This window comes from Mucilaginibacter yixingensis (genome assembly GCF_041080815.1).
Classification (GTDB): Bacteria; Bacteroidota; Bacteroidia; order Sphingobacteriales; family Sphingobacteriaceae; genus Mucilaginibacter; species Mucilaginibacter yixingensis.
The window spans coordinates 133,486-153,267 of sequence record NZ_CP160205.1 but is presented as its reverse complement, the minus strand read 5'-3'; the positions used below and the strand labels follow the sequence as shown (position 1 = coordinate 153,267).

Annotated in this window: 17 protein-coding genes; 10 read left to right on the top strand and 7 right to left on the bottom strand. The window is 46.7% G+C overall.

Annotation, left to right across the window (positions count from 1 at the left end; translation table 11 throughout):
• Positions 1-155 precede the first annotated feature (155 nt).
• Complete coding sequence (locus ABZR88_RS00790) at positions 156-1,883, top strand: beta-xylosidase (RefSeq protein ID WP_245917070.1); 1,728 nt, start codon at positions 156-158, stop codon at positions 1,881-1,883.
• Positions 1,884-2,154: 271 nt separating this feature from the next.
• Here the strand turns inward: ABZR88_RS00790 and ABZR88_RS00785 are convergent, their stop codons facing one another.
• The 3 genes from ABZR88_RS00785 to ABZR88_RS00775 all read right to left on the bottom strand — a co-directional run bounded on the left by ABZR88_RS00785 (position 2,155) and on the right by ABZR88_RS00775 (position 6,262).
• Positions 2,155-3,912 carry an ABC transporter ATP-binding protein gene (locus tag ABZR88_RS00785; protein WP_107829290.1) on the bottom strand — a complete coding sequence of 586 codons (1,758 nt, stop codon included), beginning with the start codon at positions 3,910-3,912 and terminating at the stop codon, positions 2,155-2,157.
• On the bottom strand, positions 3,896-5,617 hold the full coding sequence (locus ABZR88_RS00780; RefSeq protein WP_107829291.1) for an ABC transporter ATP-binding protein: 1,722 nt from the start codon (positions 5,615-5,617) through the stop codon (positions 3,896-3,898). The genes ABZR88_RS00785 and ABZR88_RS00780 overlap by 17 nt, the downstream gene beginning before the upstream one ends.
• A 234-nt stretch (positions 5,618-5,851) precedes the next feature.
• Positions 5,852-6,262, bottom strand: a complete 411-nt coding sequence (locus ABZR88_RS00775) for a VOC family protein (protein ID WP_107829292.1) — start codon at positions 6,260-6,262, stop codon at positions 5,852-5,854.
• Positions 6,263-6,515: 253 nt separating this feature from the next.
• Here ABZR88_RS00775 and upp point away from each other — a divergent pair, with 253 nt between their 5' ends.
• The 6 genes from upp (at position 6,516) to ABZR88_RS00745 (ending at position 12,908) form a co-directional block, all read left to right on the top strand.
• A complete protein-coding gene (upp, locus tag ABZR88_RS00770; protein WP_107829293.1) occupies positions 6,516-7,163 on the top strand; it encodes a uracil phosphoribosyltransferase in 648 nt (215 codons plus the stop codon).
• A gap of 147 nt (positions 7,164-7,310) precedes the next feature.
• Complete coding sequence (locus ABZR88_RS00765; protein WP_107829294.1) at positions 7,311-8,666, top strand: alkaline phosphatase family protein; 1,356 nt, start codon at positions 7,311-7,313, stop codon at positions 8,664-8,666.
• A gap of 100 nt (positions 8,667-8,766) precedes the next feature.
• Positions 8,767-9,492, top strand: a complete 726-nt coding sequence (locus ABZR88_RS00760; RefSeq protein WP_107829295.1) for a YjjG family noncanonical pyrimidine nucleotidase — start codon at positions 8,767-8,769, stop codon at positions 9,490-9,492.
• A 247-nt stretch (positions 9,493-9,739) separates the two neighbouring features.
• Positions 9,740-11,515: an aromatic amino acid hydroxylase gene (locus tag ABZR88_RS00755; RefSeq protein WP_107829296.1), complete on the top strand. Its 1,776-nt coding sequence runs from the start codon at positions 9,740-9,742 to the stop codon at positions 11,513-11,515.
• A 160-nt stretch (positions 11,516-11,675) separates the two neighbouring features.
• A complete protein-coding gene (locus tag ABZR88_RS00750) occupies positions 11,676-12,380 on the top strand; it encodes an SDR family oxidoreductase (protein ID WP_107829297.1) in 705 nt (234 codons plus the stop codon).
• Positions 12,381-12,689: 309 nt separating this feature from the next.
• On the top strand, positions 12,690-12,908 hold the full coding sequence (locus ABZR88_RS00745; protein WP_107829298.1) for a hypothetical protein: 219 nt from the start codon (positions 12,690-12,692) through the stop codon (positions 12,906-12,908).
• Positions 12,909-12,952: 44 nt separating this feature from the next.
• Here the strand turns inward: ABZR88_RS00745 and ABZR88_RS00740 are convergent, their stop codons facing one another.
• Positions 12,953-13,522, bottom strand: a complete 570-nt coding sequence (locus ABZR88_RS00740; RefSeq protein WP_107829299.1) for a DUF2892 domain-containing protein — start codon at positions 13,520-13,522, stop codon at positions 12,953-12,955.
• A gap of 73 nt (positions 13,523-13,595) precedes the next feature.
• On the opposite strand from ABZR88_RS00740, the gene ung reads away from it, so the two are divergent.
• The gene (ung, locus tag ABZR88_RS00735) at positions 13,596-14,273 is read left to right on the top strand and encodes a uracil-DNA glycosylase (RefSeq protein WP_107829300.1); all 678 of its coding nucleotides are present in this window, start codon (positions 13,596-13,598) and stop codon (positions 14,271-14,273) included.
• A 16-nt stretch (positions 14,274-14,289) separates the two neighbouring features.
• Positions 14,290-14,721, top strand: coding sequence for a hypothetical protein (locus ABZR88_RS00730; RefSeq protein ID WP_107829301.1), 432 nt, complete (start codon positions 14,290-14,292; stop codon positions 14,719-14,721).
• Between the two features lie 83 nt (positions 14,722-14,804).
• Here ABZR88_RS00730 and ABZR88_RS00725 read toward each other — a convergent pair whose 3' ends face one another.
• On the bottom strand, positions 14,805-15,464 hold the full coding sequence (locus ABZR88_RS00725) for a protein-L-isoaspartate(D-aspartate) O-methyltransferase (protein WP_107829302.1): 660 nt from the start codon (positions 15,462-15,464) through the stop codon (positions 14,805-14,807).
• Positions 15,465-15,548: 84 nt separating this feature from the next.
• A complete protein-coding gene (locus ABZR88_RS00720) occupies positions 15,549-16,145 on the bottom strand; it encodes a YhcH/YjgK/YiaL family protein (protein WP_107829303.1) in 597 nt (198 codons plus the stop codon).
• A 126-nt stretch (positions 16,146-16,271) separates the two neighbouring features.
• On the opposite strand from ABZR88_RS00720, the gene ABZR88_RS00715 reads away from it, so the two are divergent.
• Positions 16,272-17,123 (top strand): alpha-1,2-fucosyltransferase, encoded by an 852-nt coding sequence (locus ABZR88_RS00715; protein WP_107829304.1) that lies wholly within the window; start codon positions 16,272-16,274, stop codon positions 17,121-17,123.
• A gap of 6 nt (positions 17,124-17,129) precedes the next feature.
• Here the strand turns inward: ABZR88_RS00715 and priA are convergent, their stop codons facing one another.
• Positions 17,130-19,616: a primosomal protein N' gene (gene priA, locus ABZR88_RS00710; protein ID WP_107829305.1), complete on the bottom strand. Its 2,487-nt coding sequence runs from the start codon at positions 19,614-19,616 to the stop codon at positions 17,130-17,132.
• Positions 19,617-19,782 lie beyond the last annotated feature (166 nt).

Sequence of the window (19,782 nt, the reverse complement as noted above, 5' to 3'; positions counted from 1 at the left end):
TAGAGCCACATATTTGTGGCTCTTTCTGTTTGCGGCTCCTTTATTTACGGCAACTTCCCTCCCAGGGTCATTGTATTTTCTTCGCTACAAAACTCTTACGCCTCCTATCCTCTCTTCTTTTATTTGTTAGACCGACAGTTTTTAAATACCTTGGTATGAACCAAATTATAAAATCTGTAATCCTCTATTTTTTTATGCTGAAGACCATAAAAGCAGCACTCGGCGTGTCTTTATTTTCGGTCGGGATAGCGGTGGCACAACAGCCCGCAAGGCCTGCTGTTATCAATGTAGATCTTGCCAAAGAGAAAGCCCCCATGAAACCCGTGTGGGCTTGGTTTGGCTATGACGAACCAAACTACACCTATATGAAAGACGGCAAAAAACTGCTTTCAGAAATTTCGGCACTGAGTCCGGTGCCTGTTTATGTGCGCACGCACAGCCTGCTGGTAACAGGCGATGGCAAAGCGGCGCTGAAATGGGGATCAACCAATGCCTATACCGAAGATGCCAACGGCAAACCGGTTTATAACTGGGCCATTGTTGACAGCATTTTTGACACCTACGTAAAACGCGGCATGAAGCCTTTTGCGCAAATTGGTTTTATGCCAGAGGCCCTCTCTACCCATCCCGAGCCTTACCGCCATCACTGGAAGCCGGGCGACCCGTATAAAGATATCCTCACCGGTTGGTCATATCCGCCAAACAACTATAAAAAGTGGGATGACCTGATCTACAACTGGGTAAAACACTGCGTGGAGCGCTATGGTAAAAAAGAAGTAGAAAGCTGGTATTGGGAGGTATGGAACGAGCCCAACGGCTACCTGCACGGCACTCAGCAAGACTACTTTAAGATCTATGACTACGCTACCGACGGCCTGAAACGCGCTCTGCCGACCGCTAAAGTAGGCGGACTGGATATTGCCGGCACCGCAGGCAAAAGCGCACAGGATTGGACCAATAATTTCATCAAACACTGCACTCAGGATACCAACTACGCCACGGGTAAAATCGGTTCACCGCTTGATCTGCTGAGTTTCCACGCCAAAGGTTCGCCTAAACTGGTGGGTCAGATGGTACAGATGAATGCCGCGCCACAGCTGCGTGATATTGCTACGGGCTTCCGCATTGCATCGTCATATCCGCAAACAAAAAATATTCCGCTCATCATCGGCGAATCTGACCCGGAGGGGTGTGCGGCTTGTGGCATGGCTACTAATCCGTCAAACGCCTATCGTAATGGCACCATGTATTCCAGTTATACTGCAGCTACGTTTGCCCGCAAGTATGAATTGGCAGATGAATATGGCATCAATTTCAAAGGTGCGGTATCATGGTCGTTTGAGTTTGAAAATCAGCCCTGGTTCTACGGCTTCCGCGATCTGGCTACTAATGGGGTAGATAAGCCCGTGCTCAACGTGTTCCGCATGTTTGGTAAGATGAGCGGCAACCGCGTGGAGGCTACCAGCACCCGCATGTACACGCTCAAAGCCATGATGGATTCCAGCGTACGCGGACCATTAACCGATATTGGCGTACTGGCCTCCAAAGGCAAAAACACCGCCGCCGTAATGGTATGGAACTACCACGACAACGACCAGCAAGGCGCTGCCGAACCGATAGCCATCACCATTGATCACCTGCCTGCTGCCAGCGTTACGTTAACCCAATACCGCATAGATAACACGCACAGCAACTCATACGAGATCTGGAAAAAGATGGGATCGCCGCAAAACCCTACGGCAGCACAGATAGCTGAGCTTGAAAAAGCCGGACAACTGCAAACCATGGGTGCGCCGCAAAAGCTAATGGTAAAGAATAATACGCTGGCGCTGCATATTGATTTGCCTCGACAAGGCGTATCATTGTTAAAACTGGATTATTGAACCAGGATGAAACGAATTTTTGGGATTTACAGGATTGTAAATTGCTCTTAAAGATACTTTGAACCTTAAACCTGTTATAATGGGAGGGCCGGCAGTGATGTCGGCCCTTTTTTTGCATTAAACAAACATGTCATTTCGACGAAACGGAGCGGGGAAAGTGTGGTAGCGTGAGGAGAAATCTTAGCCCCCATGCTTTGCAACTTACTTGGCATTCGTCTAAGATTTCTCCCGTTGGTCGAAATGACAGGGTCTTTAATTCGTATGAATAAGATCAACTTGCCCGTTTACCCACCATCAGCTTATCCAGCGCATCCTGGAATGATCCTGCTTTGATCACTTCACCAGCGTTTACAAAGAAAATCTCATCGGCATTTTCAATGGTATTTAAGCGGTGGGCTATGATGATGCGGGTGGTAGTTTCGGGCAGATTATTCAGGATATCTTCCAACAGTTGCTCGGTAACCGTGTCAATATTGGCGGTGGCTTCGTCCAGTATCAACACTTCGGGGTTACGCAATACGGCCCGCATAAAGGCAATCAGCTGCTTTTGCCCTAAGCTGATGCCATCGCCGCCTGAAGACACTTTGGTTTCCAATCCTTCCTCAAAAACATTGAGCAGTTTTTGTAAGCCGGCTTGCTTAATGGCAGCTTCCAGTTGCTCATTGCTGTAGTTGTGGTACTGTTCGTTACCGTATAGAATGTTCTCCCTCACTGTGCCGGTAAACAGGAATGGCTCCTGCAAAATAAAACCAATCTTTTTACTGCGCTCTTGTGCATCATACGTACGAATGTCTTTGCCACCCAGCAGCACCGTCCCCTGGGTCGGGTCATACAGACGCGAGATGAGCGACGCCGTGGTGCTTTTACCACCACCTGTCGGCCCAACAAAAGCATAGGTTTTGCCGCGTTGCAGTGCGAAGGATACATTGTGCAAAATCTCTTTCTCAGGCACGTAGCCAAAGTGAACGTTTTTAAATTCGACTAATGCGTCAGAATTTTCTGCGGATTGATCTACCGATAGCAGATTACTTTCCATACCCAAAATCTGGGCAATCCTGTCCCAGCCAGCCATAGCCAGCTGGAAGTTGGCCCAAAGTGCCGCCAGCTGACGCAGCGGGTTATAAAAGCTGACGCAGTAGGTCAGGTAAGTCACCAAAAAGCCAATAGTGAACGTCCCTTGCGACATCAGGTAAATACCATAGGTCAGTACAATCAACTGCGCCAAGCTGGCCAGCAGGGTATACACCGGCATTAAAAAGTTATTGGCTAAACCTGCGCCAATAGCAGTACGGTAGTTCTGCTGATTAGCTTCATCAAACCGCTGGCGGAAATAATCGCGACGGTTAAAAGCGATGATCACCCTGAAATTATTGAGGCTCTCCTGGATCTCGGCGCTCATGCCACCCGTGCTTTTCAGGTTGGTGGCATTTTTTCGCTTCACCCAGGGCGATATCAGCTTGGTAAAAATAAAGATCACCAAGCCTGGTACCAATGCTGCCAATCCCAACTTTATATTGATGACCAGCAGGGCAATGCCCGCCCCAATCATCATGGCAATATTGCTGATAAACTGCATGAGCGATTGCGAGAAGAAACTGTTGATCTTATCGGTATCGTTATTAACGCGCGAGATCAGATCGCCGGCCTTGTTAGCATTAAAAAAAGCTACCGGCAGCAATTGCAGCTTGTTAAATATGGTATTGCGCAGCGTAAACAACATGCGCTGGCTTACGCTGCCCATCAGCTTGGTTTGGAAATAGCTGGTAAACAAACCCAGCATAAACATGCCCAGCAAAATAGATGAAAACAGCAGCAACTGATGGAACTGTTTATGCTCCACATAATGGTTAATGGCATAGCCAATTAAATATGGCCCCAACAAGTTAATGCTGGCGTTGAGCAACACGGTGCCCGACGCTACCAGCAAATTACCGCGCTCATGCTCAATCAGCTTCAGCAGACTGCGCAGTGCGGCAAAGGTGTTGTTTTTTTGTGCCTGCTGCGACTGTTGATTAAGATTGTAATTCATAGTTACTGGTGCTTTGCTGTGAGTTATACAATTGAACATACTCCGGACTGGTACTCATCAGTTCCGGATGCTTGCCATGGCCTATTACTTCGCCTTCCATCAACAGGATGATCTGGTCATAATCTTCCACCGCTGCAATTTTCTGGGTGATAGAGATGAGCGTAATGCCCGGATAATTCTGACGGATGTTCTGCAGAATCTTCTTCTCGGTACCGGCGTCAACACGGGCGGTAAAATCATCCAGCAGCAAAATGCGCGGATTAACGGCCAGCGCCCGGGCCAGCATAATACGCTGTTTTTGTCCGCCCGAAAGGCTCGATCCCCTTTCTGAAACAATGGTATTCAGTTTATCAGGCAGGTTCTCAACAAAGTCATGCAGCTCTGCCGTGTGGATGGCTTTTGATAATGAATCATCGGTCACGGTATCGCTAAAGGCAATATTCTCGCGAATGCTCATGTTAAAGATGATGCTGTCCTGAAAAACAAAACCAACCTGATTATAAAAACTCTCGCGGTGGTACTCGTCAATGTGATGATCGTCGTAACACAGTTCGCCCTCATTCTGCTTAACCAATCCTGTAAGCAGGTATAGCAATTGTGTTTTACCCGCCGCCGTCGGTCCAATTATGGCCGTGCGTTCGCCGGGTTTTATGCTGATGGATACGTCTTTCAGAACAGGTTTTTGTCCGTATTTAATGGTGATGTTTTTCAGGTCGATCTTCCCTTGCAACTCCGCCGTAATGGTGCCCGGGTCGGTCAGCTCCGGCGTTTCCAAAATAGCCGTAATACGCCCGAATGATGCCGAAGCCTGCGCAATCACGTTGCTCATAAACCCTATAATGAGGATCGGGAAGATGAGCATGGTCAGGTAACTGGTAAAAGCCGCAAAGTTACCCATGGTCATGCTGCCGGTAATTACAAAATGGCCGCCCAATACTAAAATGGTCAGCGTGGCCAGATTGGCCGAAAACGAGATGACCGGGATCAATCCCGCAAACAACTTTAAGATTTGCAGACCGAATCCTTTGGCTTTGGTGTTGGCATCTAAAAATTTGTTATACTCTAAAGTTTGTGAGTTGACCACGCGGATGAGCGCGGCACCCATAATGCTCTCGTTAATCACGCGGTTCAGCCAGTCAATCACGGCACGGCTTTCCACAAACAGGGCACGTACCTTGCGCAGCACCAAAAAGAAAGTAATACCGATGATAGGGATAATGGCAATAACGCACAGCGCCAGCGCCCAATTAATGGTGAGCAGCAAAACGCTTACCCCCACAATAATAAAAATAGACGACACGATTGATACGATGGCCTGCGAAACAAACATCTTGATCGAATCAACATCGGCAGTGAGATTAGTGAGCAACTTTGCCGGATTAGCCTTCTCAATAAAAGCATGGCTTTGCTGCGATATCTTGCCGGCCAGCCGGGTACGCAAATCGCGCGCTACCTTCTCTGAGGCATAAGTTTGGATGATGCTTTGCAGATAGGTAAACAAAAAGATGGCTACCACGGCCACGCAAAACTCCACCGCTACGGGCTTCATATCATAATGGCCGGCACCGAAGGCATCGATGCTTTTGGCAATAATTTTGGGCAGCAACAGGTTAATGCCGTTGCCCAGCAGCGTAAAAAGCAGCAACAGCAGCACTAGTCCTCTATAAGGTTTAAGTAATGATAAAATACCGGGTTTCTTTTCCATAGCGGGTATTGATGTCTCGGGCGCAAAGGTAACAATAAGCAGCTAAGCTGTTTATTGATTAATTAACCCTAACGCGTTAATGTTTTAGACGATTGAGGGGAAAAGATATTTTAAATTATCTTTCCCCGGTCCTCTCCTCCTAAGAAGCCCTTCGGACAAAGGAGAGGGAGTTATCTGTCCTAAAACAAAAAAGCCCCTCTCCTTCGGAGAGGGGTTGGGGTGAGGTATATTTCCTTACTGATGCTCAGGCTTGCCATTCGGATCCATCCACACATAATTCCACAGGTGGCCGTCCAGATCTTCAAAACCCTGGCTGTACATAAAACCATAGTCTGTAGGCTCTTCCGGGATGCGGGCCCCGGCAGCTTTGGCTTTGGCTATAATTTCATCAACACCTTCACGGCTTTCTACAGAAAGGCAGTTGATGCACTCGTTTGCTTTGGTGGCGTCGGCAACTTCTTTATCAATAAATGATTTAAAGAAAGGCTCGGTAAGCAGCATGTAGAAAATTGTATCGCTAACCACCATGCAAGCGCCCTGCTCATTAGAAAACTGTGGATTGAACGTATAACCCAGCGATGCGAAGAACGCTTTTGATCTATCCAGATCCTTAACCGGGATGTTCATAAAAATCATTGTTGCCATTGTCTTAGTTTTTTAAGTGATGTAATGGCACAAAGGTATAGCTGCCATGTTAAGCCAGTGATACCCTAAAGCGAAAACCCAAGGGGGCGATTGTGACAAGTTGGTGGCTGAAGGCCATTCCGTAGAGCCACATATTTGTGGCTCCCACATGCCAACGGATACACATAAAGAGCCACAAATATGTGGCTCTACGGATTCTTAAAAACATCCATCCCTATTTTCAGTTATTAAACTGATTGATTAAATTTAAACTATGCTTTTCACCCTCAACAAAACCGACTCTGTTGCCAACCGTTTCCTGGCTGAATTGCGCGATGTCAGCATCCAGCAAGACCGCATGCGCTTCCGCCGCAACCAGGAGCGTCTGGGCGAGATTATGGCCTACGAGATTAGCAAAAAGCTGCGCTACGAACAGAAAGAAGTACAAACCCCTCTGGGTACCGCCCCTATAAACGTTCCGGCAGATGAGCCCGTAATTGGCACCATCCTGCGCGCAGGCCTCCCCTTTCAGCAAGGCTTTCTAAACTTTTTTGACCGCTCGCAGGCGGCCTTTATCACGGCCTATCGTAAAGTAAAAAAGAGCGGCGATTTTATTATCAAGATCGATCATATCGCCACTCCATCATTAGATGACCGTACGCTCATCCTTTGCGATACCATGCTGGCCACCGGCCAAAGTGTAGTAGAAGTGTGTAAAGAACTCCTTGCTCAATACAACATCAAAACACTACACATTGCCGCGGTAATTGCCAGTGCCGAGGGCATTGAGCATGTAAAAGCCCACCTACCCAAAGCCAACATCTGGGTATGCGCTATAGATGAGGAGATGACCACCCGCGCCTACATTGTACCCGGACTGGGCGATGCCGGGGATTTGGCTTATGGAGAGAAACTACATTGATTGGATTTCGAACGCTAGACGTTCGATTTCGAATTTATCCTATATCAACACAGAGCGGTTAATACAAAATTAACAGTAAAATAAAGTTTTGTTTCGGTAGAAAACCCGACGCAAACACTCTTCTTATTAAAATAACATTCTCATCAAATGAAAAGATTTTTAAGAAGTGTGATTTGCTGCCTGCTATTATCACCGGCTGTTATGGCGCAAGACAAACATGTTGTGCTAATTAGTGTAGATGGTTTCCGCCCAGAATTTTATATGGACCCAGCCTGGGGCATGGTAAACGTGCGCCAGGGCATGCAAAAAGGGACTTATGCTGAGGGCGTTCGCGGCAGTTTCCCTACCGTTACCTATCCATCGCATACTACCATTATCACCGGGGTACTGCCTGCCAAGCACGGCATTTATTACAACACTCCGGTTGAACCGTTGGGCATTACAGGCAAATGGTTCTGGTTTTATAAAGATATCAAAGTACCTACGCTATGGACAGCTGCTAAAGACGCAGGCCTTACTACTGCGGGCGTAAGTTGGCCGGTAACCGTTGGTGCGCCCATTGATTATAACCTACCAGAATATGTGATCCTACCTAAAGGCAAAGGCGAAAAGAAAGACGAGATCAAAGCCATGTACATGGAATCAAACCCGAAATCGCTGTTTGAAGAAGTGCAGGAAAATGCCATAGGCAAGTTTGGCGAATATGGAGCCACTCTTGATTTTTATAACAGCGATCAGAATAAAGCGCGCATGGCTGCCTACATCATCCGTAAATACAAGCCTGCATTTCTGGCAGTGCATATTGCGCTAACAGACCATTTTGAGCACGAGCAGGGTCGCGACGGCGACAAAGTCCGCTCGGCCGTTTCGGGTGCAGATGCTGCCATCAAAACCATTACCGATGCTATCGAGATGGCGGGTTTAGCAAAAAACACCACCTTCATCATCACCGGCGATCATGGCTTTGTTGATATCCATAGCCAGTTTAACCCTAACGTAATGCTGGCAAAAGCAGGCTTGTATGACAATGACCATAAAGAAAACTGGAAAGCTTATTTTCAGGCTAGCGGTGGCTCTGCCTTTTTGCAGCTGCGCGACCCAAAAGATAAAGCCACGCTGGCCAAAGTAAACGAGGCCCTGGCCAATTTACCTGATGGTGTTAAAAAGCTTTTCCACGTGCTTGATAAAAAGCACGTGACCGAGGCGCAGGGAGATCCGAATGCAGCTCTGGCGCTAGCCGCCTATCGCGGGGTAAGTTTTGGTGCCACGGCCGCCGGCGAGCTTTTAACAGCGGCTAAAGGCGGAACACATGGCTATCTGCCTACAGATTTTAAGGATATCCAAACCGGTTTTGTTGCTTATGGCCGGGGCATTAAACCAGGCGTTGTATTACCGCAAATCGGGCAGGAAGATATCGCACCGTTGATTGCCTACCTACTGGACCTGAAGCTGGCGACAGATGGCGTTTTATATCCGGGCGTTTTAGCACCGGCTAAGAAGTAAATCATCTTTATTAATCAAACCAAAAGCCGGGTTATATACCCGGTTTTTGGTTTGATCTTTGGTTTTGCCTTACCTTTGCCAAACCAAACATCTGCCCGAAATGAACCCATCCGAAATAAAACATCCCAAATTCGAAATAAAAAAACACATCTTCTTCGACCTCGATCACACCATCTGGGATTTTGACCGCAATGCCGAAGAAACCTTGCAGGAGCTTTACATCACTCACAATTTGGATGATCTGGGACTACAGTCAGCCGATGTGTTTATCGCAACTTATACGCGCAACAATCACCAGCTTTGGGCCGATTATCATATGGGGCGCATTACCAAGCAGGCGTTGAGAGAGACCCGTTTCCGTAAAACTTTCCTGGATCTGGGTGTAGAACCTGATCTGATCCCGCTGGTGTTTGAGGATGAATATGTGCGTATTTGCCCAACTAAAACAAACTTGTTTCCGCACGCGCATGAGGTATTGCAATACCTGAGCAAACGCTATCAACTGCACATCATCTCTAACGGGTTTAAAGAAGCCACAGGCATAAAGGTGGCCAATACGGGTTTGACACCTTATTTCCAAAACATCATCATCTCAGAACTGGTAGGCATCAACAAACCCGATAAAGCTATTTTTGAACACGCGCTCAACCTGGCCGGTGCCACCATTAGCGAGAGCATCATGATTGGCGATAGCCTGGAGGCTGATGTGTACGGAGCTATGGGCTACGGCATGGATGCCATTTACTTTAACCCGGCCGAATTGGAAAAGCCTGCCGACGTGCCGGTACAGATCACCAGCCTGCGCGATTTGATGGAGATGCTGTAGTTAATCATCTCCTCTATCAAACGAACCCAGTACGTCGTGCCGAACTTGTTTCGGCATCCCATTAGCAAGGCTACACATCATACTGATCTTCAAGGGCAATCATGCAATCTACGACCATCCTGTGGGGTGCCGAAACAAGTTCGGCATGACATGAAAATTTCAGAGTTCACATTGTCATCTACCCCAGCATCATTCTTTTAATAAACCAATTTCCCTACTTTTGGTTACTCAATAAACCGAACTTAGGATGTCTTTTACTGATTTTAATAACCCGCAGGTGGCGGCATTGCCTGCGCATTTAAAGCAATTTATAGTAGACCAGCACTACGAGCACTACACACCGGTAGACCATGCCGTGTGGCGCTACGTAATGCGTCAAAATTACAGTTACCTCAAAGATGTAGCCTATTACCCCTACATCCCCGGCTTACAAAAAGCAGGTTTGACTATTGAGAAAATCCCCAGCCTGCAGGAGATGAACGATGCCCTGGGCAAAATTGGCTGGGGCGCAGTAACGGTTGATGGTTTTATCCCGCCACAGGCTTTTATGGAGTATCAGGCTTACCGGGTGCTGGTTATTGCTGCCGACATCCGTCAGCTAAAACATATTGAATACACACCAGCGCCAGACATCATCCATGAATCTGCCGGGCATGCGCCTATTATTGCTGATAAAGACTACCACGAGTACCTGAGCTATTTTGGTTCGATAGGAGCCAAAGCCATGTTCTCTGCGCAGGATTTTGAACTGTACGAAGCCATCCGCACGCTATCCATCCTTAAAGAAATGCCGGATGCTGCTGAAAGCGACATTAAAAAAGCTGAAGACCGCGTTGAGTATTGCCAGGCTAACCTGGGCGAGCCCTCAGAAATGGCGCTACTCAGTCGCCTGCATTGGTGGACGGTAGAGTATGGTTTGATTGGCACACTGGACGAGGCAAAGATTTACGGCGCTGGCCTCCTGTCATCCATCGGCGAAAGTTCCAGCTGCATGAAGGCAGATGTAAAAAAGATTGCTTACACTATTGACGCGGTGAATTACCCGTATGATATCACCAAGCCGCAGCCACACCTGTTTGTCACCCCTACCTTTCAAAACCTGATAGACGTGCTGGAAACGTTTGCCAATGGCATGGCTTTCCGTCGCGCTGGTGCTTATGGTTTACAAAAAGCTATCGACTGCAGGAATACTTGCACCATAGTCTACAGTTCAGGCCTGCAGGTAAGTGGCACCGTTACCGAGTTTAAGCAAGACAAAGCCAATGAACCAACATTTATCAAGCTAAACGGCGCTGCGGCCCTGGCTTATCAGAACAAACAATTAAAGGGGCATGGTAAAAACTATCATCATGATGGATTCAGCTCGCCGATTGGTAAGTTGAAAGAATACGAAACCCCACTGGAAGATTTTGCCGAAAGCCAACTCATTACCGCCGGATTGATGCCGGGCAAAACCGCTTACCTCAACTTTGAGAGCGCCATTGCCCTTGAGGGTAAATTTAAAAGCCTGGTAAAGAATGATGGCAAGATCCAGCTGATCACTTTTACCGATTGTACGGTGAAGGATAAGGACGGCAACCTGTTGTTCGATCCATCATGGGGCGATTACGATATGGCCGTGGGCGAAAAGATCACCTCGGTATATTGTGGCGCCGCCGACAAAGAGGCTTTTGAAGACATCGGCCCAAGATCAACCACGGCTACTTTTCATGCCGAGTATGATGGTCGCACGCGAGAACTCCATCGTCTGTACCAGCAGGTACGCAACTGCCGGCACAATGGCACCGCTTATTACTTTTTAGGAAACGTTTGGGAAGTACTGCAACGCAATCATCATGACGATTGGCTGTGCGCTATGGAGATCCTCGAGATACTGCACCACGAAGACATTGAGCCGGAACTGGCCGCAGAGATAGCCGCCTTTCTAAAAAATAAAGCCGGGAAAGAACCCGAATACAAGAAACTGATCGAGGATGGCTTTTATCTCATTAAGCATCCCGTAGAGCAGAAATTGGTGGTGTGAGGGGAGTTTATTACTTTCGAAGACTTAAAAAAATACCACTACGTCATTGCGAGGCACGAAGCAATCTCTGTACAGGACAATTAGACATATAAGTCCGATATGCATTTGCAGAGATTGCTTCGTGCCTTGCAATGACGATGTATAATAATTTTTCTTTCCCATGAACATCATCATCACAGGCGCCAGCAGCGGCGTAGGCTTTGAAGCCGTTATAGAATTGAGTGCTTCATCTCAGCATAAAATCATTGCCCTGGCACGCTCACAGGATAAATTGACCCGCCTGTTAGAAATTGTACTCGGCTTAAATCCTGACGCTGTTGTTTACCCGCTGGTTTTTGACATTGTGCACGACGACTACACCGGCCTGCAGGATTTTATTACTGCCCGCTTTGACGGCCGTGTTGATGTGTTGATTAATAACGCGGGCGCGCTCATCAACAAACCGTTTATGGAATTGCAGGAGATGGACTTTGTAGAGATGCTGCAAAGCAACTACCTGGGCCACGTGCGCATGACACAGGCCGTGCTGCCGTTGATGCCTTCCGGCAGTCACATTGTTAATATTGGCAGCATGGGCGGCTTTCAGGGCAGTTCTAAATTTAACGGACTGGCAGCTTACTCTGCCAGCAAGGCGGCCTTACACACGCTTACAGAGTGCCTGGCGCAAGAACTGGCACCACAACAGATCAAAGTAAACTGCCTGGCGCTGGGCTCGGCACAAACAGAAATGCTGGAACAGGCTTTTCCGGGCTATGAATCGCCGGTAATGGCGTTTGAAATGGGCAAGTATATTGCCGATTTTGCCATTGGCGGCCACAAGTTTTTTAACGGGAAAGTATTGCCGGTAGCGGTGACTACACCGTGAGTGTAAGATTAGTTGAAGATTAAAGATCGACAATCTTTGACCATCCTGTCATGCTGAGGAACGAAGCATCTCTAAGGACATTCCTGTTCGCTTGTCCTCAGAGATTCTTCGCTATCGCTCAGAATGACAAATTGCAGAGATTGCTTCACTCCTCGCAATGACGAGTTGGGTGTTTACCGCTCCGCTCCCCTCTTTACACCATTTTTGTGTCACAAACCCAATGAAACACAATTTCTTAACACAGGGTTAAAAAATCACTAATACACATTGAGTAAAATTGTGTGGTTTCACCATATTAAAGAGTAAGCAATGAGCTCAATATTAGAAATAAACGAAAACGAGTACCTGATCAAATTAAACCGCAAGCGTTTTAATTTATCATTTGTACGCAGTCTGCTTAAAATGGTGGAGGTATCCAACCATGTAGATGAGTACGAAGTTGCCGAGCGTTCTGTAGCTACTAATGCACAGGGCCAAAGCCGCAACACTGCAGAGCCTGATTACTTTGGCTCATTGGAAGAAAAATAGTTTTTTCTTCCATTTTTTATTTTTTCCCTACCTGAGATTTTGATTTAGAATTGGCGACCGCCCCCACCTGGGCGAAAACCACCGCGCACTACCTGTTGTTTGTCCATCTGGGCCATCTGATTTTTCATCATCTTGATCTGATCGGCCAACAGTTTGTTCTTGTCATCCTTAGCAGCTTCCTGTAAGTACATCTGGGCTTCGCGTTTATTGCGTTTACCCATGGCAATACCTGCCAGACTCAGTTTGGCCAAGGCCGTATTGTGCGACATTTTCATGCCCAGCGACAGTGCTTTCTTGAAATATTTTTCTGATTTTAACGGTTGCTTACGCGATTCGATCAAACCGATCAGCAAGTTATAGTAACCATGCTGATTTTTGTTCAGCTCTTTCTCGTAGTCTTTTATTTTGAGCAGCCACTCTTCAGATTTCTCAGAGTTCTCTTTACGCAGATAATACTGAGAGATAATCATTTTCTCGTTAAAGAAGAAAGTGAGCAGCACAATACCGCCTATAAACAAGGCCAATATTGCCCAACCCCAAATGCCAAAGAATGGCATAGCCACAGCAGCTCCTAAAAACACACAGGCAACAATTAACCGGATAATATTTGACATAATTTGTTATTCCTTTTTTACAGGCTGCAAATATCCGTTAATTTGCGCCTAAATCAAATAGTTAGGTAAAAATATGTCTATCGCATTAGAAGCTTCGTGGCTGGCCGTTTTAAAGGATGAGTTTGAAAAACCTTATATGGTTAACCTGCGCAAATTTCTGCAAACAGAGAAAGAGGCCGGCGCAGTGATCTACCCGCGCAATACTGACATTTTTAACGCTTTTAACACCACCCCGTTTGATGATGTAAAAGTAGTGATACTGGGGCAAGACCCTTACCACGGCCCCAACCAGGCACATGGTCTGTCGTTCTCTGTACAGAAAGGCATTGCCATACCCAAATCACTCATCAATATTTATAAAGAGCTGGCTACAGATATTCCGGGCTTTGTAAAACCGCCGCACGGCAACCTGGAGGGCTGGGCCCAGCAGGGCGTGCTGCTTTTAAACGCCACGCTTACTGTGCGCGCCGGTGAAGCCGCCTCTCACCAGCGCAAAGGCTGGGAACAGTTTACTGATGAGGTGATCCGCACCCTCTCAGAAAAACGCACAGGACTGGTATTCATCTTATGGGGCAACTACGCCCAATCAAAAATTCCGCTGATTGATCAGAGCAGGCATCATATCATCAAATCGGTACACCCGTCGCCGCTGTCGGTAGAGCGCGGCTTCTGGGGCTCAAAGCCGTTTTCTAAAGCCAACACTTACCTGGAACAGAAAGGTGAGACGCCTATTGATTGGCAGGTGTATTAATTGGCCAGTATCGGGGATGAAATATAGGTATGAAACCAGTATAGTCTTTAACGCATCGCCTGATGATGTCAGGCAAACTATTCTATATGAATTAAAAGAGCGTGGCTATGAGATAGCAGAAGAAAAGGTGGATTTAATTCGATTTAAAATTCCTTCTGCTTTTTTTTACCCCAATTGGAAAACCGAACCTGCATTACCTGAAGGCTTTTTTCAATTCAGCACAAAAGGCGACAAACCTGTTCTAATACTCAGTTTCATTGCGTCTTATAACTACCCTTTATTCATTCTTGCCGTTTCCGTTTTATATTGCATCGTGGTTGATATTTTCGCCTTATTCCTCGCGGGTTTTATGCTGATTACCCTTTTTATCGACCGTTCAATAAAAAGGAATAACGCCCGGGAACTTTTAGCAAAATGTGTCGGCAGCAACGGGCAAGCATCAGTTTAAAAAACAAAAAAAGACGCAAAGTATTGCGTCTCAACATAAAATCTAATCTTTAATTTTTAATCTCTAATCTTCGCGAAGCATCACTACCACGCCTTATCGCCCACCAAAGGCACAAAGCGGAAAGTATCCAGTTCTACTTTCTCGTAGTCGTTCTCGCCAACCTTCAGCACGGTAATCATCTTTTGCGATTTCTCATCACCTACGGGGATAACAATAATTCCGCCTATCTTCAGCTGACGCAGCAGCACATCGGGTACGGTGGGAGCACCTGCGGTAACGATAATTTTATCATAAGGCGCGTGGACAGCAATGCCTATCGAGCCATCACCTAAAAAGAAGTTCGCTTTTTTATAACCAATATGCGGCAGCACACGGCGGGTTTGCTCGTATAATTTTTCCTGACGCTCAATAGTGTAAACCTTAGCGCCCAGTTCCAGCAAAATACAGGTTTGGTAGCCCGAACCTGTGCCAATTTCCAGCACCTTGTCGTTTTTGCGGATGTGCAGTAGTTGAGTTTGGTAGGCTACAGTATAAGGCTGCGAGATGGTTTGTCCCTCGCCTATCGGGAAGGCAATATCTTTATAAGCCTGGTTCCAGAAAGTTTCGTCAAAAAAATAGTGGCGGGGCACTTTACCTATAGCTGCCAGTACATGCTCGTCCTCAATCCCCTTTTTTGCCAGTTCTTCAACCAGCTTTTTACGGGCACCTTTTTCCCGGTAATTGTCTATGTAATTGCGCGCCATTTCAGTACAAATTTATACAAAAAGCGGCCGTCTGCACCACCCGCAAAGGGTGGCGACAGCACACAGCACAATAACCGGTTGACCTTATGGGATATATTTTATTTTGATCACCAACTTTTTGTCTTTCTCTACCCCATCAACTTTTATGCTCGGGCGGTGCGCGTCTGACGGGAAGAACAGGTAAAACGTACCCGGTACAGCAGTATAAACAGTACCATCGGCTTCATAACGGGCCACGTCTTTCGCCTCATCATAAGGCACGGTGTTTTTGGCTTTATCTATTTTGATGGTGCTGATCTTTTCTGAGCCCTGAATTACATATTGCAAATCGATCACCTTACGGTGAGACTCCCACAGCGTTTTATCAAAATCTTTGGTAGGCGTATGGGTGATAGACGCTACCAGGTCTGTACCGGGGATAGGATACTTCCCCGGAGCAATGGTATCCAGATTGGTATTTTTCATGTAGGCAAAGGCGGCATCCCATTGCGCTTTATTGAGTGAGTACTGGCGGGCAAACTCTTCCTTGTCGGTAGCGGCTGCGCTTGGCACAATTTTTAAACCGTTAAGGTACTCCTTAGCCTTGAACCATTTTTCGGCTTGGGCCTTGCTCATTTGCTGGGCCGATGCACCTAACGCCGTTAAGGCAATCATCGCAGCAGCAAGAAATATTTTTTTCATCTAAAGGTTATAATTATCAGTGTAAATATAAATCATAAATCGGCAAAGCCGCATCAATCTGCAATTAGCTCGAAATTACAATAATAATGTTACCTACAATACGTATATTCGAGCCTATAGTTTTAGATGGTTATTATCAGTAAGTTATCCGGTCAATTGGCAAACCGGCTACATTTTGTCACCTATTTTATTGCCAACAGTAAAGCCCACAACTATCAGCTAATAGTCACTTGCTTTCCAGAATTCCATGCATTATTTGAACCACAAGTTCAATCTTTCCCAGCCATCATTTTGGGAAATAGTATTATTCAGAAAATCATTAATCGTCTAATTAATAAAAGCAAGAGTATACTGTGCAAATTACATATTGATATACCGAGGGTAGTATTTCACTCTATTCCAGAAAGTGATAACGCGCTTAATCCATTTAACATTAATGATGAGGCATTTATAAATCTCGCCAAATCAAAAATAGTATTACCAGAAGGATGGTTATACCGCGATTTTAAACATCTGAAGGAATTTAAAAAGGATCTGGCTGCTTTTTTTTCGCCTAAACCTCAATTCAAAATCCAGGTACAAACCGACATTAACAAAGCAAAATCATTAGGCAGCACCTTGGTAGGCATACACATTAGGCGCACAGACTATAAGGATTTTAATAATGGGAGGTGGTATTATCCTAATCAACTTTACCTGTCAAAAATGCTGGAGATTAATCAGATTTTACCCCACTGTACTTTTATTCTATGCAGTGATGAACAACTCGATGTAAATGATTTTCAGGAATTAAATGTAGTTTATACCCCACGGCCGGCTATTGTTGATCTATATCTATTGGCAGCCTGTAATTTTATTATGGGCCCGCCAAGCACCTTCTCTAGTTGGGCGTCTTTCGTCGGCGATGTTCCGGCGTATTATATAGATGATCCTTCGATAACGATCACCATGGACCTATTTAAAGACTTCATTCAATAGTCACCATCAATACGGATCCACATCCGGCTGTACAATACTGCCTTTGCTTAGCTTGGTAGTGTTGTAATTCAAGATCACCTCGCGCAGGGTAGCACGCACTTTTGGCAATGACACACCGTCTTTTTCAAACTTTAACAGGATACTTTTGATGAAGTAGTTACGGATCCGCCCCACCATCGGATACTCCGGACCAATTACCCTGTCGCCAAAATGCTGGCGTAACTCTTTGGCCAGGTATTCGGCCTGGTTGTGCAATACCTCGGCTTCTTTATGCTTGATGTTGATGTTGATGAGGCGATAGAACGGCGGGTATTTGTAACTCTTCCGTTCGGGCATCTCGGTATTGTACAGATCGATATAGTCATTCTCTATCACCTGCTTGAGTACACGATTGCCCGGATCATACGTTTGTATCACCACCTTGCCCTGCTTACCCCGTCTGCCCGCCCGGCCGCTTACCTGGGCCAGCATCTGGAAGGCGCGCTCATTGGCGCGAAAATCGGGGTATTTTAATAAACTATCGGCGTTGATGATACCGATTACCGTCACCCCGTCAAAGTCCAATCCTTTGGCTACCATTTGAGTGCCTACCAGCACGTCAATCCGTTTCTCCTCTAACTCGTTCAGTATGTTTTGGAATGCGTTTTTAGAGCGGGTGGTATCCAGATCCATGCGGGCAATCTTGCTGTCGGGCAGCAATAGTTGCAGTTCATCCTCAATTTTCTCGGTACCGAAACCTTTGTACTCTAACTGTGTAGAACCACAGGCCGGACAAACCGCAGGCGATTCCTCACGATAACCGCAATAGTGACAATGCAACCTGCCACTGCTTTTATGATAAGTCAAACTCACATCGCAGTTGACACACTTGGGCGTATAGGCACAAGTGCGACAGACCATCACCGGCGCATAACCACGACGGTTTTGAAACAAGATCACCTGTTCTTTGGCCGTTAGTGCGTTGCCAATATCCTGCATCAGCACGCTGGTAAAATGCGATTGAATGGTTTTCTTCTTGGTCTCTTCTGTAATACTCACCACATCGGTAGCCGGGAGTTGAACGCCGCCGTAACGCTCCATCAGTTCGACGAAACCGTACTTGCCGCCCTTGGCATTATAATATGACTCAAACGAAGGCGTTGCCGAGCCCAGCAGCACCTTGCTGTTATACATGTTGCCCATGTAAATAGCAGCGTCGCGCGCGTTGTAACGGGGGGCGGGATCAAACTGCTTGTAAGAGGTTTCGTGTTCCTCATCTACCACAATCAAACCCAGATCGTCAAACGGCAGGAAGATGGATGAACGCGCACCCAGTACCACACGGTATTGTCCGTTCAGCACCTTTTGCCAAACTTCTACACGCTCGTTATCATTAAAACGCGAGTGGTAAACGCCAATGGCCGCGCCAAAATACTTGCGCAGGCGCTCAACTATGTGGGTGGTAAGGGCAATCTCCGGCAGCAGGTAAAGTACCTGCCGGCCACTGTTCACCATCTCTTCAATCTGTTTGATATATAGTTGCGTTTTGCCCGACGAGGTAACCCCGTGCAGCAGCACCACATCTTTTTGTTCAAACTGTGTTTTTATTTCGCCCAGGGCTACTTGCTGCGCCGGGCTCAGTTCAAAGTTGGCTTCCAGTTCTTCGTCCCCTTCGCGCAGGCGGCTCACCGTGCGTTCTTCGGCAAAAAATATTTCCTTGTCAATCAGTCCTTTTATGGCAGCAGCACCGGCGCCACTGGCCTCAATCAGCTCAGATTTTAAAACTGCTTTTTGCTGGCGCGATAGTTTCATATAGGCCAGCACGGCATCGGCTTGTTTAGGGGCACGGCGCTCCAGTATCTCAAACAGCTCCTGCAACTGGGCAGAGTTATGATAAACCGGGTTAATGCTGATATAGGTTTTGCGCCGCGGTTTGTAGCGGTCGCTCACTTCTTCAGATATAATGATGATGTTTTTCTCAAACAGCTGTTTAAGTATCGGCATTACCGTTTTCTGGCCCAGCAGTTTGGCTATATCGCTTACGGTAAGTTCGGGCTGCAAATCAAGCGCATCTACAATCAGGTATTCACGGTCGTTCAGCTCGCTGCGGTCAAACTCAAATTCTTTGTTCAGGGTGATCTTAGTCTCGCTGGCCAGTTTCAGTGCCGATGGCAAGGCCGCGTTCATGACCTCGCCAATGTTGCAGAGATAATAATCGGCCATCCAGGTCCAGAACTGCAATTGCTCACGGTTCACCACGGGCACGTCGTCCAGCAATTCTATAATGTATTTGGCCTCGTATTTTTCGGGAGCGCGATCGGTAATACGCGCAATAATAGCCGTATAGAGTTTGCTTTTGCCAAACTGCACCACCACGCGCTTGCCAATGGCCACCTGGTCATTCAGCTCAAGCGGCACACGGTAAGTATAGTTAATGGCAATAGCCAGCGGCAATATCACCTCAACAAAAAGCGTGGTACGGTCGGTATATTTTGCCTCGGCAAACTCAAGCATCTGAATTTATATAAATCTTAAGGTATCTTACAATAGTATAAAACCTTGTCATTGCGAGGAACGGTAAAGCGTTGTGAAAGGGGTGACGAAGCAACCTCGTCGCACGCATTAGTTCTGAGACGAGATTGCTTCGTTGTTCCTCCTCGCAATGACAAAATTTATAAGT